At 68.3% G+C, this 13,305-nt stretch carries 16 protein-coding genes and 2 pseudogenes; 11 read left to right on the top strand and 7 right to left on the bottom strand.

From position 1 onward, the window contains the following. Positions 1-86: hypothetical protein (locus tag CSW58_RS14675; RefSeq protein ID WP_236627601.1), on the bottom strand; the 86-nt coding region annotated here is incomplete at its 3' end. Positions 87-214: 128 nt separating this feature from the next. On the opposite strand from CSW58_RS14675, the pseudogene CSW58_RS02335 reads away from it, so the two are divergent. The 3 genes and pseudogenes from CSW58_RS02335 (at position 215) to CSW58_RS02325 (ending at position 1,336) form a co-directional block, all read left to right on the top strand. Beyond that, positions 215-593: pseudogene (locus CSW58_RS02335) on the top strand (DUF2237 family protein). Positions 594-632: 39 nt separating this feature from the next. Then, positions 633-911 carry a type II toxin-antitoxin system Phd/YefM family antitoxin gene (locus tag CSW58_RS02330; protein ID WP_099446151.1) on the top strand — a complete coding sequence of 93 codons (279 nt, stop codon included), beginning with the start codon at positions 633-635 and terminating at the stop codon, positions 909-911. Then, positions 908-1,336: a type II toxin-antitoxin system VapC family toxin gene (locus tag CSW58_RS02325; protein ID WP_099446150.1), complete on the top strand. Its 429-nt coding sequence runs from the start codon at positions 908-910 to the stop codon at positions 1,334-1,336. The genes CSW58_RS02330 and CSW58_RS02325 overlap by 4 nt, the downstream gene beginning before the upstream one ends. A gap of 4 nt (positions 1,337-1,340) precedes the next feature. On the opposite strand, the gene thpR is transcribed toward CSW58_RS02325, so the two are convergent. Continuing rightward, entirely contained in the window at positions 1,341-1,877 is a 537-nt protein-coding gene (thpR, locus tag CSW58_RS02320) for an RNA 2',3'-cyclic phosphodiesterase (RefSeq protein WP_099446149.1), read from the bottom strand. After that, positions 1,874-2,926, bottom strand: a complete 1,053-nt coding sequence (locus tag CSW58_RS02315; RefSeq protein WP_099446148.1) for an aldo/keto reductase — start codon at positions 2,924-2,926, stop codon at positions 1,874-1,876. The genes thpR and CSW58_RS02315 overlap by 4 nt, the downstream gene beginning before the upstream one ends. 144 nt (positions 2,927-3,070) lie before the next feature. Between CSW58_RS02315 and CSW58_RS02310 the strand changes: the two genes are divergently transcribed. Beyond that, positions 3,071-3,817 carry a Bax inhibitor-1/YccA family protein gene (locus tag CSW58_RS02310; RefSeq protein WP_099446147.1) on the top strand — a complete coding sequence of 249 codons (747 nt, stop codon included), beginning with the start codon at positions 3,071-3,073 and terminating at the stop codon, positions 3,815-3,817. Between the two features lie 108 nt (positions 3,818-3,925). On the opposite strand, the gene CSW58_RS02305 is transcribed toward CSW58_RS02310, so the two are convergent. From CSW58_RS02305 to acnA, 3 genes are all read right to left on the bottom strand, one after another. Next, positions 3,926-4,252, bottom strand: coding sequence for a DUF2794 domain-containing protein (locus tag CSW58_RS02305; RefSeq protein WP_099446146.1), 327 nt, complete (start codon positions 4,250-4,252; stop codon positions 3,926-3,928). Between the two features lie 559 nt (positions 4,253-4,811). Beyond that, positions 4,812-5,522 carry a thioredoxin family protein gene (locus CSW58_RS02300; protein WP_099446145.1) on the bottom strand — a complete coding sequence of 237 codons (711 nt, stop codon included), beginning with the start codon at positions 5,520-5,522 and terminating at the stop codon, positions 4,812-4,814. A 94-nt stretch (positions 5,523-5,616) separates the two neighbouring features. Continuing rightward, positions 5,617-8,304, bottom strand: a complete 2,688-nt coding sequence (gene acnA / locus CSW58_RS02295) for an aconitate hydratase AcnA (RefSeq protein ID WP_099446144.1) — start codon at positions 8,302-8,304, stop codon at positions 5,617-5,619. 182 nt (positions 8,305-8,486) lie between these two features. Here acnA and ccmA point away from each other — a divergent pair, with 182 nt between their 5' ends. The 7 genes from ccmA (at position 8,487) to CSW58_RS14670 (ending at position 13,081) form a co-directional block, all read left to right on the top strand. Further along, entirely contained in the window at positions 8,487-9,101 is a 615-nt protein-coding gene (gene ccmA, locus CSW58_RS02290) for a heme ABC exporter ATP-binding protein CcmA (protein WP_099446143.1), read from the top strand. Further along, positions 9,098-9,763, top strand: a complete 666-nt coding sequence (ccmB, locus tag CSW58_RS02285; RefSeq protein ID WP_099446142.1) for a heme exporter protein CcmB — start codon at positions 9,098-9,100, stop codon at positions 9,761-9,763. Before ccmA ends, ccmB begins: the two co-directional genes overlap by 4 nt. 900 nt (positions 9,764-10,663) lie before the next feature. Further along, the gene (locus CSW58_RS02280; RefSeq protein ID WP_099446141.1) at positions 10,664-11,239 is read left to right on the top strand and encodes a Spy/CpxP family protein refolding chaperone; all 576 of its coding nucleotides are present in this window, start codon (positions 10,664-10,666) and stop codon (positions 11,237-11,239) included. A 41-nt stretch (positions 11,240-11,280) separates the two neighbouring features. After that, positions 11,281-12,027 (top strand): heme ABC transporter permease CcmC, encoded by a 747-nt coding sequence (gene ccmC, locus CSW58_RS02275; RefSeq protein ID WP_099446140.1) that lies wholly within the window; start codon positions 11,281-11,283, stop codon positions 12,025-12,027. Positions 12,028-12,031: 4 nt separating this feature from the next. After that, a complete protein-coding gene (ccmD, locus tag CSW58_RS02270; protein WP_099446139.1) occupies positions 12,032-12,205 on the top strand; it encodes a heme exporter protein CcmD in 174 nt (57 codons plus the stop codon). After that, complete coding sequence (locus tag CSW58_RS02265) at positions 12,202-12,714, top strand: DsbE family thiol:disulfide interchange protein (RefSeq protein WP_099446138.1); 513 nt, start codon at positions 12,202-12,204, stop codon at positions 12,712-12,714. The genes ccmD and CSW58_RS02265 overlap by 4 nt, the downstream gene beginning before the upstream one ends. A 226-nt stretch (positions 12,715-12,940) precedes the next feature. Further along, entirely contained in the window at positions 12,941-13,081 is a 141-nt protein-coding gene (locus CSW58_RS14670; RefSeq protein WP_236627600.1) for a hypothetical protein, read from the top strand. Between the two features lie 43 nt (positions 13,082-13,124). On the opposite strand, the pseudogene CSW58_RS02255 reads toward CSW58_RS14670, so the two are convergent. After that, positions 13,125-13,305, bottom strand: a pseudogene (locus CSW58_RS02255) (MarR family transcriptional regulator); the annotation flags it as partial.

The raw sequence follows: 13,305 nt of genomic DNA, 5'->3' as shown, positions 1-13,305 counted from the left end.
TCCAGCGTCCGGGCCTTTTCCACCGCCTTGGCGTTGGAGGCGGGCATGTAGAGGGCGCTGCGACGGGGCCGGGCAAGGTCGGTCATGGGTCCGAGGGGCTCTTGTTGTCGATGTTGCTTCTTCTAAAGCATCTGACGGGCGGGGCCGGAAGTCATCACACGCCCCGGCAGCCAAACCGTGTCCGGATTCTCGTATTTCGGGTTAGGATCGCGTCATGAGCATGCGTTACGACGAGTCCGCCAAGAACGTCCTGGGCCAGGAGCTGAAGCCCTGCTCGCTCAATCCGGTCACCGGCTTCTATCGCAACGGCTGTTGCGAGACCGGCCGCACGATCTGGGCCTGCACACCGTCTGCGCGGTGATGACCGAGGAATTCCTGGCCTTCTCGCGGGCCACGGGCAATGACCTGACGACCCGCGTCCCGAGTTCGCCTTTCGCGGCCTGCTGCCGGGCGATCGCTGGTGCCTGTGCGCCGGCCGCTGGAAGGAAGCCCTCGACGCCGGCGTCGCCCCGCCGGTGGTGCTGGAGGCCAGCCACGAGGAAATGCTCGCCGTGGTGCCGCTGGGCGTTCTGAAGGATCACGCCGTGGCGTGATTTGGACGCTCTGTCGGAAAAGGCTATGATGTCAGGCTGATGGAGATCGAGATGAGCCGCTACAGCCTCGCCGACGCCAGAGAAAACCTCCCACGCCTGATCGATGAATCCCTCCAGGGCCAAGAGGTTATTATCACCCGTCATGGAGAGCCGATCGCTGAGATCAGACCGCTCGTCGAGTCCAAGCCGCCGTCCTCGCCTGAAGTCCGGGCCGCCGCCTTCGAGCGCTTGCTGGCCGGGCGAAACGCCTATCCCCCGATCAAGGGCATGAATTCCGTAGAACTGCTCAACAGTCTCTACGACGATCCGGACGGATGAGGCTTTATCTCGACGCTAGCGTCATTCTTCCGACCATGGTGAGCGAGGCTGCGAGCGGGGCTGTCGAGCGCTTCATCCGCACCGCCGATCGACGCATCGTGATCAGCGAATTCGCCGCTGCTGAAGCGGCGTCGGCATTGTCGCGACTGGTGCGCATGCGTCAGATCTCGGCCGATCAGGCCGCGCGGCATCTTTCGGACCTGGATGCCTGGCGGCTGGCCGAGACGATCGACGTGGACATTCTGGGTGCCGACGTCCGGATGGCGAGCGCGATTGACCGGCGTTTCGAGCTGATGTTGCGCGCACCCGACGCCTTACACCTGGCGCTTTGCGGGCGCACGGGCGACGCTTTGGTCACCCTCGACCGTCGTCTGGCCGCCGCCGCGCGGGATCTGGGTGTTCTGGTCGAGGCGCTTGACGCCTGAGCCTTCACCCCAGCGGGTATTGCGCCTCCAGCCGGTAGGCCGAGCCCTCGCTGGTGCGCCAGCTGGAATAGAGGCCGAACCGGTCCACCCGGAAGGCCGGCGAGGCCAGAAGGTTGTGGGCCTGGATCCAGGCGGCCACCTCGGGCACGGCCGGGCGCTTCAGATAGGCCAGGGTGACATGCGGCGTGTAGAGCCGCGTCTCGGGCTTGAGCTCGGCCCGACGGGCGGCGGCCTCATTGGCCTTGGCCAGCCGGCGCAGGTCCGGGCTCTCGGCGACCCCGGCCCAGACGGCGTGGATCTCGGGCCCCTCGCCGAAGAAGCCGACCCCGGCCAGGGACAGGTCGAAGGCCGGGGCCTCGATGGCCGCCAGTTGCTCGTCGAGGTCGGCGGCCATCGGTTCCTGCACGTCGCCGATGAACTTCAGCGTGATGTGGAAGGCCTCCTGCGGCCGCCATCGCGCGCCCTCGATCCCGTGCTGGCGGGCCAGCAGGGGAGCGCCGATCTCGGCGGGAACAGCGACGGCGGTGAACAGGCGGATCATGGACAGGGGTTGGGTTGGGCGACGTGGATGGCGTTGACGGCCTTTTCCAGCTCGTCGGTCCAGTCGAGGTCGAAGGCGTCGATATTGGTCTTCAGCTGCGCCATCGAGGTGGCGCCGATGATGGTGGCGGTCACGAACGGCCGCGCGTCGCAGAACTTCAGGGCCAGGGCGGCGGGGTCGAGACCATGGGCGCGGGCCAGGTCGACATAGGCCCGCATGGCGAACTCAGCCCCCGGTCCCTCATAGCGCTGCATGCGATTGTACAGCGCCTTGCGCGAGCCGGCCGGCAGGGCGCCGTCGAAATATTTGCCGGTCAGGGCCCCCTGGGCCAGGGGCGAATAGGCCAGCAGGCCGACGTCCTCGCGCAGGGCGATCTCGGCCAGGCCATATTCGAAGGTGCGGTTGGCCAGATGATAGGCGTTCTGGATCGAGGCGATGCGCGGCAGGCCGCGGGTCTTGCTCTCCTCCAGGAACTTCATCACCCCCCAGGGAAACTCATTGGAGACGCCCAGGGCCCGGATCGTCCCCTTCTTCACGTGGGCGTCGAGGGCCTCGAGGATGTCGCCGAAGGTCTCGTAGTCCTGGTCATAGTCCTTGTAGGTCTGGCCGCCGAACACCCGCACCGCCCGGTCGGGCCAGTGCAGTTGGTAGAGGTCCAGATAGTCGGTGTTCAGGCGCTTGAGCGAATTTTCGACCGCCTCGTCGATCTGGGCCCGGGTGTGGCGGGTGCTGGCCCCATCCTGGCGCAGCCAGGTCAGGCCGCCGAAGGCGCTGCCCCGTCCGGCCACCTTGGAGGCCAGGACGATCTGGTCGCGCTTGCCGGTCTTCTTCAGCCACGAGCCGATATAGCGCTCGGTGCTGCCCTGGGTCTCGGGGGTCGGCGGGCTGGCGTACATCTCGGCCGTGTCCCAGAAATTGACCCCGCGCTCGAGGGCGTAGTCCATCTGGGCGTGAGCTTCGGCTTCGGTGTTCTGCGAGCCCCAGGTCATGGTGCCCAGGCAGCAGCGCGACACTTTCAAGCCGGTTCGGCCAAGTTCGGAATAGTTCATGAAGCCCCCAAGGCCGCGCCGTCGCGGCTCCGGCAATCTAGGGCGCCAGGTTCGATGGGGGAACATCTTGCGCGCGGGCCTTCGCCACCCGATATTCGACAGGCGTCCAGCTTGGACGTTTCACAATCGAAGGGTTTTCCCTCCATGAACGACCTCAACCGCGACTACGCGCGCTCGATCCCGGCGGATCGCGCCGACATGTCGGTTGACGCCGGCCTGCGCAGCTTCATGCTCGGCGTCTACAACAAGGTGGCCCTGGGCCTTTTGCTGTCCGCCGGCCTCGCCTGGCTGACCAGCTCCTTTCCGCCGGTCCGTGACATGCTGTTCACCGTGGTCAACGGCCGCGTCGGCTACAGCGTGCTGGGCATGGTCATCGCCTTCGCGCCTCTGGGCATCCTGCTGTTCTCCAGCTTCGTGATGAAGTCGATCACGCCCCGCACGGCCGGCATCATCTACTGGACGATCGTGTCGCTGATCGGCGCGTCGCTGGGCACGGTGGTGCTGCTCTATACCGGCGCCAGCGTGTTCACGACCTTCATGATCACCGCGACCGCCTTTGGCGCGCTCAGCCTGGTCGGTTACACCACCAAGAAGGACCTGACCGGTTTCGGCAGCTTCCTGATCGTCGGCCTGGTCGGCCTGATCCTGGCGTCGCTGGTGGCGGTGTTCTTCCCGTCGCCGATCCTGGTCTTCGCGATCAACGCCATCGGCGTGCTGATCTTCGCGGGTCTGATCGCCTATGACACCCAGAACCTGAAGATGACCTATTACGAGGTCGGCGGCGACGCGGCCGCCTCGGCGGTGGCCACCAACTACGGCGCCCTGAACCTCTATCTGGACTTCATCAACCTGTTCCGCTTCCTGCTCTTCTTCCTCGGCGATCGCCGCTAGGATCAAGCTCTAGGCGAAATACAGAGGCCCCGGCGGGAAACCGCCGGGGCCTTTTTCGTGGGGTGCGGGGACCTGCGGGCCCCAGCCGGCAAACCGCGGCAGCCCCCTTCAGTCCACGACCTTGAACCGCCCCTTGTCGAACACCCGCAGCACCTGGGCCAGGTCGTGGCCGCGGCGCAGCACGACGCCGCCCTGGCCGACCACCGCCCACTGGCCCTGCTTGCGGGCCAGGTCGGGGCGCTTCTCGACGCGGTAGAGCGGGGCTTCGGCGGCGTGGCGGAAGATCGAGAACACCGCATGATCGCTCAACCCGGCCATGCCGTAGTCGCGCCACTCGCCGGCCGCGACCATGCGGCCGTAGAGGCGCATGAGCAGATCGATCTCGCGACGCTCGAAAAACACCATGCCGGCGGCGGGACGCGGATCAAGGGCCATCGCCGCGAGCCTAAGCCCAAATCATCGCGGTTGGCGAGCGTTGCCTGAACGCTACAGGGCGACGTCGATGTGACGAACGGCGAGCGGGCCGCCACGAAAAGACCTTGATTTGGTCTCTCGCCCGCCTGTTTGCCCGCTCATCTTGACGATGTCGGCTGATCGGACGTTCCCGTGGTTCTGGACTCTGAACAGCCCCCCAGCCCGCCCTCGATCATGGGCCGGTCAGCCGACATAGACTTATGAAGACCCATGTCGTGAAAGCCCGTGCGGAGCCCCTCCCGTGCGGGCTTTTGCTTGTCTGGAACTCGTGCGCCGCGCCCTGGAATCACCATGCTCGGCCCTGAAACGACCTTGGTCCGGCCTTTCGGCGGTCGGTTTGCGGCGACATCCTGTGGACGTCGGTTGATCGGACCCGCCCCGGGCCCCTGAACAGCCCCCCCAGCCCCGCCCGGATCGGGGCCGGTCGGCCGACATTCCATCGAGATCCCCTCTCGCCTAAGAGCCCGCGCGGAGATCCCCTCCCCGCGCGGGCTTTCTTTTTGGGCGCTAGGCCGGCGGGCTATTTCTCGTGGGTCTCGGCCAGAACCCCGATCACCCGACCGCCCTTGGCGCCTTGCACCAGGATCACCGTCCGAAGATCGGCGTCGGTCGAGGCCGGCAGGCGGTACAGCTTGGGACGGCCCGACCACGGGCCCAGACGCACCAGTTCGCGCACCACATTGCGATGCACCAGGGTCTGGCCGCGATTGTCGCCGCGCTTGACGGCGATGTCCTGCTGGCGGGGATCGTAGCGCACCATCCAGACCTCGCCGCCGCCGCGCGGGGCGGGGCCGGAGCCGACGGCGACACGGGTCTTGCCGGAGAATTCCATGTCCGGCGGATTCATCGGGGCCTTGGCGGCGGTGCGGATCAGACCCTCGACGGCCTCGGCCTTGGCGCCGGAGGCCTGGACGCGACCGCCGACCACCACCTGGGGGGTCGGGACGTCGCGCAGGGTGAATTTCTTGGCATAGGCGCGCTGGCGCTCGGCGAAGATCGGGCGGGCGAAGGTGTCCTTCCAGCCCAGATAGTCCCAGTAGTCGACCGAATAGGTCAGGACCAGCACGTCGTCGCGCTGCGTCAGATCGGCGGCGATCTGGTTGGCCTTGCCGCAGGGCGAGCAGCCCTGGGCGGTGAACAGCTCGACGACCACGGGCGGCTTGGCCCAGGCGGAGACGCCGCCGAGGCTGAGAAGGGTGGCGAGGAGGAGGGTGACTGAGGCCTTGCGCATGTGCGGGGCACTTAAGCCAAGAAAGGGTCGGCTGGCCGCTCACGAGGCCGTGAAGGCGGCCTTCTCTTGGTGAGAAGGCCGCCCACGGTGGTTTTTAGTCGACCTTGGCGAGGTTGCGCAGGACGTAGTTCAGCACGCCGCCGTTCTTGAAATATTCAAGCTCGGTCGGGGTGTCGATGCGGCAACGCACCGGGAAGCGGGCGATGCGGCCGTCGGTCGGGCGATAGAGCTCGACGATCAGCTGCTTGCGCGGCGACAGGTCCTGCAGGCCGCGGATCGAGACGATCTCCTCGCCGGTCAGTTCCAGCTTCTGCCAGCCTTCCTGGACGAACTGCAGGGGCAGCACGCCCATGCCGACCAGGTTCGAGCGGTGGATGCGCTCGAAGCTTTCGCAGATCACCGCGCGGACGCCCAGGAGCTTGGTGCCCTTGGCGGCCCAGTCGCGCGACGAGCCGGTGCCGTATTCCTTGCCGCCGAACACGACGGCCGGGCGGCCCTCGGCCTGGTACTTCATGGCCGCGTCATAGATCGGCATGACCTGGCCCGACGGGAAGTGCTTGGTCACGCCCCCTTCGATGTCCGGGGTGATGCGGTTGCGGATGCGGATATTGGCGAAGGTGCCGCGCATCATGACCTGGTGGTTGCCGCGACGGGCGCCGTAGCCGTTGAAGTCGACGGGCTGGACGCCGTTGTCGACCAGGTACTGGCCAGCCGGGCTGGAGGTCTTGATCGAACCGGCCGGGCTGATGTGGTCGGTGGTGATCGAGTCGCCGAACACGGCCAGGACGCGCGCTTCGATGATGTCGGTGACCGGGGTCGGGGTCATCGACATGTCGGCGAAGTAGGGCGGGTTCTGGACGTAGGTGGAGTCGCCTTCCCAGGCATAGGTCTGGCCGCCGGTGATCTTGATCCCCTGCCAGTTCTTGTCGCCCTTGAAGACGTCGCCATAGCGGGCGGCGAACATCTTCTCGGTGACCGACTTGCGCTGCAGGACGGCGATGTCTTCGTTCGAGGGCCAGATGTCCTTGAGGAAGACGTCGTTGCCCTTCTTGTCCTGGCCGAGCGGCTGGGTCGCCAGGTCGATCTTCATCGAACCGGCCAGGGCGTAGGCCACCACCAGCGGCGGCGAGGCCAGGTAGTTGGCGCGAACGTCGGGGTTCACCCGGCCTTCGAAGTTGCGGTTGCCCGACAGCACCGAGCAGGCGACCAGGTCATTGTCGCTGATCGTCTTGCTGATGGCTTCCGGCAGCGGGCCCGAATTGCCGATGCAGGTGGTGCAGCCATAACCAACGAGATTAAAGCCGAGAGCATCGAGGTGCTTGGTCAGGCCGGCCTTGGCCAGATAGTCGGTGACCACCTGCGAGCCGGGGGCCAGCGAGGTCTTCACCCACGGCTTGACCTTCAGGCCCTTGGCGACCGCGTTCTTGGCCAGCAGGCCGGCGGCGATCAGCACCGAGGGGTTGGAGGTGTTGGTGCACGAGGTGATGGCCGCGATGACCACGTCGCCGTGACCGATGTCGAAGTTTTCGCCTTCGACCGGGGCGCGCAGCTCGGGGTTTTCGGCCTTGCCGAACTCACCGGCCAGGGACTCGGCGAACTTGCCGGCGGCTTCGGTCAGCAGGACGCGGTCCTGCGGACGCTTGGGGCCGGCCAGCGACGGCAGGACGGCCGACAGGTCGAGTTCCAGGCTGTCGGTGAAGGTCGGCTCGACGACGCCGGGCTCCCACCACAGGCCCTGTTCCTTGGCATAGGCCTCGACCAGGGCGACGCGGTCGGCGTCGCGGCCGGTGCCCTTCAGATAGGCGATGGTCGCCGACGAGATCGGGAAGAAGCCGCAGGTCGCGCCATATTCCGGAGCCATGTTGGCGATGGTCGCCTGGTCTTCCAGGGTCAGGGTGGCCAGGGCGTCGCCGTAGAATTCGACGAACTTGCCGACCACGCCCTTCTTGCGCAGCAGCTGGGTGACGGTCAGGACCAGGTCGGTGGCGGTCGCGCCTTCCGGCATGGCGCCGGTCAGCTTGAAGCCGATGACTTCCGGGATCAGCATCGGGATCGGCTGGCCCAGCATGGCGGCCTCGGCCTCGATGCCGCCCACGCCCCAGCCCAGGACCGACAGGCCATTGACCATGGTGGTGTGGCTGTCGGTGCCGACGACGGTGTCGGGATAGGCGACGGTGTCGCCGTCGAGCTCGTTGGTCCAGACGGTCTGGGCGAGGTACTCAAGGTTCACTTGGTGACAAATTCCGGTGCCGGGGGGCACGACGCGGAAGTTGTTGAAGGCCGACGAGCCCCAGCGCAGGAAGCGGTAGCGCTCGAGGTTGCGTTCATACTCGCGCTTGACGTTGTCTTCGAAGGCCTTGGGGTTGCCGAAGTTGTCGACCATCACCGAGTGGTCGATGACCAGGTCGACGGGGTTGAGCGGGTTGATCTTGGCCGGGTCGGCGCCGAGGGCGACCATGGCGTCGCGCATGGCGGCCAGGTCGACGACGGCGGGAACGCCGGTGAAGTCCTGCATCAGCACCCGCGCCGGGCGGAAGCTGATTTCGTGCTCGACCGCGCCCTTGTTGGCCAGCCAGGCGGCGACGGCCTTGAGGTCGGCTTCGTTGACCGAAACGCCGTCTTCATGGCGCAGCAGGTTTTCCAGAAGCACCTTCATCGACACCGGCAGACGGCTCGTCTCGGCGAGACCGGCTTCCTCGGCGGCGCGAAGGCTGTAATAGACGTAGGTCTTACCGCCGACGACAAGTTCGCGGCGGGTTTTGAGGCTGTCTAAAGACGCCATTTTCGGGAGATCCCTTCTCTGTCCACGGCCGCCCGAAAACCACTCCCGGGATCGCGCGATCGAGGCGGACCCACAGCGTCCATCCCCGCGCCGCGTACGCCCCTACCTATGCGGAGGGTGACGGCCGAGGGCTTCTTAGCCCTCGTCGTGCTGAACGTCCATGCACGCGACAGGGTCACGGTATGTTGAGAGTTGTTCGCATTAAGGATTTGGCTCTGGTTCGGGGCGAGCGTCGGCTGTTTTCCGGCCTGACTCTCGACCTGAACGCCGGCGAGGCCGTCGCCCTGATCGGCCGCAACGGGGCCGGCAAGACCAGCCTTCTGCGGGCCGTGGCCGGCCTGCTGCGCCCGGCCGAGGGGGCCATCGGTTTCGAGGGCGAGCAAGGCGCGCTGGAGGCCGAAGCCGCCCGCGCCGACCACCTGCACATGGTCGGTCACCTCGATGGCCTCAAGGCCGCCCGCACCGCCTGGGAGGAACTGGTGTTCCAGACCCTGTGGACCGGCGGAACCGAGGCCGGGGCGCGGGCCGCCGTCGCGCGGCTGGACCTGACGCGCCTGCTCGATCTGGAGGTGCGCCGCCTGTCGGCCGGCCAGCGCCGCCGCCTGGCCCTGGCCCGGCTGCTGGCCAGTCCCCGGGCCCTGTGGCTGCTCGACGAGCCGATGGCCCCGCTCGACGCCGCGCACCGCGAGATCTTTGGCGCGGTGATGGCCGAGCATGTGGCCGGCGGCGGGATGATCCTGGCGGCGGTGCATGATCCCCTGCCGATCGCGGCGCGGACCGTGGAGATCAGCCGATGAAGGCCTTCACGATCCTGCTGCGCCGCGAGCTGGGACTGGCCTGGGGCAAGGGCGGCGGGCCGCTGCTGGCCCTGGCCTTCTATGCCTGCGTGGTCACCCTGCTGCCCCTGGCCAGCGGTCGGGCCCCCGAGCGTCTGGCGGTGCTGGCCCCCGGCATCGCCTGGCTGGCACTGGCCCTGGCGGCCCTGCTGTCGCTGGAGCGCCTGTTCGAGCGCGACTACGAGGACGGGGCGCTGGACCTGCTGGCCCTCGGTCCAGCCTCGCTGGAAGCGGTGGCCTTCGCCAAGTGCCTGGCCCACTGGCTGGCGGCCGGCGCGCCCCTGGCCCTGGCCGCCCCCGTCGCCGCCGTGGCCCTGGGGGCCAGTCCGATCATCATTCCGCTGCTGTTCCTCTGCGCCCTGGCCGGAGGCCTAGCCTTCTCGTTCCTGGGCGGCCTGGGGGCGAGCCTGGCCCTGGGCAGCAAGCGCGGCGGCCTGCTGGTGGCGGTGATCGTCCTGCCGCTCTATGCGCCGCCGGTAATTTTTGGGGCCGGCGCCCTCGACGCCCTGGCCGGCGGCCTGCCCTGGCTCACCGGCCTGGTCCTGCTGCTGGCCTACAGCGTCGCCACCGTCGCCCTGTGCCCGCTGGCGATGGCGGCGGCGTGTCGCAACGCGCTGGACTAGGGGCGGGGCGAGGGGGCCGGAGCGCTCGAAGGCCTCCCGCCTCCATGGGTTTAGGGCGCGGCCTGCCCCGGTGGGGGCGCGTATTTCCAGATCCTCCCCCCAGAGGGGGAGGTGTCGGCGAAGCCGACGGAGGGGGAAGTTTTACCGCCTCTCCGCCACTTCCCCCTCCGGCCCCCGATCAAGTCGGGGACCGCCTCCCCTTCAGGGGGAGGATCTGCCCGACGCGAACGGGGACCCGCCGCGCCCCATCCCCGGCCGCGCCGCCGCAAACCCCAACAAACTCAACGCCCTGAAAAGAGTTCGAGCGCGCCTATCAGACGCGCTGAAACCGCCCGTAGACTTCTCGCCATCCCGTCGCGAGGGAGAGGGCTCTTGGATCCGGCCCGAGACGCGCGGCGGGTCGTGGTCGAGCGGGGCCGCCGGAGTCGCGGATGCGGGGCCGGACGGCTTGATCGGAGGGCGGGTGACGTAAACCCGCCTATCGGGAGGTCCGTCGGAGGACCCCCGCCCGCCCGAAGGTTCGCTCCGGGTCTCCGGGTCGATCGGGTTTGCAGCCTTCGGGGCTGGGTCCGGTCGCGAAGGATCAAGGCCTGGGTGGGGCAAAAGGCTGAACAAGGCCTGCGCGCCCCGGCCAGAGGGATAACGACCGCGCGGGGCGTCCAGCTTCGTCGAAACGGTACTTTTCATGCACAGCCTCCGGACGCGGTCCGGACGCCCCGCGCCTCTCCTGCCATCACCCGCGCCGCGATCCGGCGCGGCGGCGCCGCCGTGCGCTGTGCGCCGCCCCTCTAAGCCCTTCAATCCTGAAACAAGTTTCATGCGGATCGACATCATGGCGCCACATCCGAAGCCAAGCTTGGGCGACATCGAAATGCCCATCTCGCATCAAGGAGCCTGAAAATGGTCCATATGTTCCGCAAGCTGGCCCTCGTGGCCGGCGCCGTTGTCGTTCTGGGCGGGGGCGCCGCTGTCGCCCAGCAACCCGCGCCGCCGCCGCCGCCCCCGCCCGCGCCGCCCCTGCCGCCCCTGCCGCCGATGATGGCGATGGACGGGCCCATGATGATGATCCACGGCGGCGGCCATCACCGCGATCCGGCCGCCCACGCCCAGCACCTGCGCGACGCGCTGCAGCTGCGCACCGACCAGGAACCGGCCCTGAAGGCCTTTCTCGACTCCCACGGTTCGATGACCATGGCGATGGAGATGCGGCACGGCGACAGCGCGGCCCCGATGACCACGCCCCAACGGGCCCAGCATCACGCCGACATGGCCGCCAGGATGGCCGCCGGCGCCCAGAAGCAGGCCGACGCCACCAAGGCCTTCTATGCGGCCCTGTCGCCCAGCCAGCAGAAGGCCTTCGACGCCATGGCCCCGATGGGCGGCCCCGGCATGCGGATGCACCGCATGGAGATGCGCGGCGAAAAGGGCGCGGGTCGCGAGAAGCGCGTGATGATCATCAAGAAAAAGGCCGACTGAGAGTGATTGCGGGCGCCCGGTCGGAGCGCTAAGGCTCGGCCATGGGCGCCCGCACACCGCATCACTGGTTCGACTTCCTGGCCAACCCCGAGCGGTTCATGGCCTTCTCGCGCTGGGCCGCCCCGGTCCTGGGCGGGCTGGCGGTCGTGCTCGGCGTCGCGGGCCTGGTCCTGACCTTCGCCGTCCCCGAGGACTACCAGCAGGGCGACACGGTGCGGATGATGTTCATCCATGTGCCGGCCGCCGTGATGAGCATGTTCGTCTATCTTTGCCTGGGCATAGCCAGCTTCCTGGCCCTGGTGTTCCGTCACGCCCTGGCCGACGCCGCCGCCCAGGCCTGCGCCCCGTTGGGCGCGGCCTTCACGGTCCTGGCCCTGGCCACCGGCTCGCTGTGGGGCCGACCGATGTGGGGCACCTGGTGGCAGTGGGACGCGCGGATGACCTCGGTCCTGGTCCTGCTGCTGTTCTATCTGGGCTATCTGGCCCTGCGCTCGGCCCTCGACGACGAGACCAAGGCCGCGCGCGCCGCCGCCATCCTGGCCCTGGTCGGCCTGATCAACCTGCCGATCGTCAAGTTCTCGGTCGAGTGGTGGAACACCCTGCACCAGGGCTCCTCGACCCTGTTCGCCGCGCCGGAAAATCGCCTGCCGGCCGTCTATCTGTGGCCCTGGGCCCTGATGAGCCTGGCCTATCTGGCCGCCTTCGGGGCGTTGTGGCTGGTGCGGATCCGGGCCCTGGTCTGGCGCCGCAAGGCCCGGGCCCTGGCCCTGCGCCAGGCGGAGGGCTAGGCCGATGCATCTCGATTTCGACGCTGGCAAATACGCCGTCTATGTCTGGCCCGCCTTCGCCCTGACGGCCGTGGCCTTCGCCTGGATGATCGCCGACAGCCTGGCCGGCGCCCGTCGCTGGCGCCGCGAGGCCGAACGTCTGGCCGCCCAGGCCGACAAGCCGGGCGCCGAGGCATGAGGCGCTGGCTGGCCTTCGCGCCGCTGCTCGTGCTGGCCGCCCTGGCCGTGCTGTTCGCCGGCTACGCCCTCAAGCGCGATCCCCGCGTCCAGCCCCACGCCCTGGTCGGCAAGCCGATGCCCGCCCTGATGCTGGCCGAGCTCGACAGCGGCCGGCCGGTCGCCCTGGGCGCGGTGGTCAAGGGGCCGGTGATCATCAACTTTTTCGCCTCGTGGTGCGGTCCCTGCGAGATCGAGCATCCGCAGCTGGTGGCCCTGAAGGCCCGCGGCGTGACGGTGGTCGGCATCGCCTACAAGGACTCCCCGGCCAATACCCAGGCCTTCCTGTCGCGGCTGGGCGACCCGTTCGCGGCGCGGCTGATTGATCGTGACGGTCGGGCCGGGATCGAGTTCGGGGTCACCGGCGTGCCCGAGACCTTCGTGATCGGCTCGGACGGCCTGGTCCTGGCCAAGCACACCGGCCCGCTGGAGGCCAAGGACCTCGACGGCCTGGTCGCCAAGCTGCGCTAGGCCGATTATTTCCGCCTTCCGACCGCGACCATTAACCGCGCGTTGACCATGCTCGCCGACCTTGCATTAACCATGCTAGAGTCGCGTTCATGACCAGCCCGATCCGTCCCGGATTGCCCAATGTCCGCAGCGCGCTCCCGCGTCCGGCGGCGGGTCTGCGCGCGCCTCGGCCTTCTTTCAGGCGGCCCTGGGCGATGCGGCGGCCACTCGCCCGACCACCGCTCCGGTGGCGGTGCAACTCCAGGCCCAGGCCCAGGCCCAGGCGCAAGCCCAGCCGCGACCCGCCCCGGCCCGGCCCTTCGTGGCCCCGACCGAGCAGCCCCAGCGCATGCTGCGGCCCGGATCCCTGCTTAACATCGTGGTCTGAAGGCCCGCCCGTCGCCGGGCGGAACCCTCGAAGCCGACGGACTCTAGGCGGCCTTCTTGGCGGCCTTGTCCTTCTTGGGCTTCTTGTCCTTCTTGGGCTTTTCCGCCTTGGGCTTCTTGAGCTTCGCCGCGGCTTCGGGCGCATGGACGTCGCTACCGGCCATGTCGGCCAGCAGGTCCAGGAAGCCGTCGCGCTTGCCGGGCTTGAGCAGGGCCAGGATGGCG

Origin of the sequence: Caulobacter sp. B11, assembly GCF_002737765.1 — a bacterium.
GTDB lineage: Bacteria > Pseudomonadota > Alphaproteobacteria > Caulobacterales > Caulobacteraceae > Caulobacter.
Note: the sequence above shows the minus strand (reverse complement) of the source record. Positions and strands in the feature narration are given on the sequence as shown.

Coding starts and splice junctions, on each gene's coding strand:
- CSW58_RS02330 (WP_099446151.1), top strand. CDS start 633: ATGGAGATCGAGATGAGCCGCTACAGCCTCGCCGACGCCAGAGAAAAC.
- CSW58_RS02325 (WP_099446150.1), top strand. CDS start 908: ATGAGGCTTTATCTCGACGCTAGCGTCATTCTTCCGACCATGGTGAGC.
- thpR (WP_099446149.1), bottom strand. CDS start 1,877: ATGATCCGCCTGTTCACCGCCGTCGCTGTTCCCGCCGAGATCGGCGCT.
- CSW58_RS02315 (WP_099446148.1), bottom strand. CDS start 2,926: ATGAACTATTCCGAACTTGGCCGAACCGGCTTGAAAGTGTCGCGCTGC.
- CSW58_RS02310 (WP_099446147.1), top strand. CDS start 3,071: ATGAACGACCTCAACCGCGACTACGCGCGCTCGATCCCGGCGGATCGC.
- CSW58_RS02305 (WP_099446146.1), bottom strand. CDS start 4,252: ATGGCCCTTGATCCGCGTCCCGCCGCCGGCATGGTGTTTTTCGAGCGT.
- CSW58_RS02300 (WP_099446145.1), bottom strand. CDS start 5,522: ATGCGCAAGGCCTCAGTCACCCTCCTCCTCGCCACCCTTCTCAGCCTC.
- acnA (WP_099446144.1), bottom strand. CDS start 8,304: ATGGCGTCTTTAGACAGCCTCAAAACCCGCCGCGAACTTGTCGTCGGC.
- ccmA (WP_099446143.1), top strand. CDS start 8,487: ATGTTGAGAGTTGTTCGCATTAAGGATTTGGCTCTGGTTCGGGGCGAG.
- ccmB (WP_099446142.1), top strand. CDS start 9,098: ATGAAGGCCTTCACGATCCTGCTGCGCCGCGAGCTGGGACTGGCCTGG.
- CSW58_RS02280 (WP_099446141.1), top strand. CDS start 10,664: ATGGTCCATATGTTCCGCAAGCTGGCCCTCGTGGCCGGCGCCGTTGTC.
- ccmC (WP_099446140.1), top strand. CDS start 11,281: ATGGGCGCCCGCACACCGCATCACTGGTTCGACTTCCTGGCCAACCCC.
- ccmD (WP_099446139.1), top strand. CDS start 12,032: ATGCATCTCGATTTCGACGCTGGCAAATACGCCGTCTATGTCTGGCCC.
- CSW58_RS02265 (WP_099446138.1), top strand. CDS start 12,202: ATGAGGCGCTGGCTGGCCTTCGCGCCGCTGCTCGTGCTGGCCGCCCTG.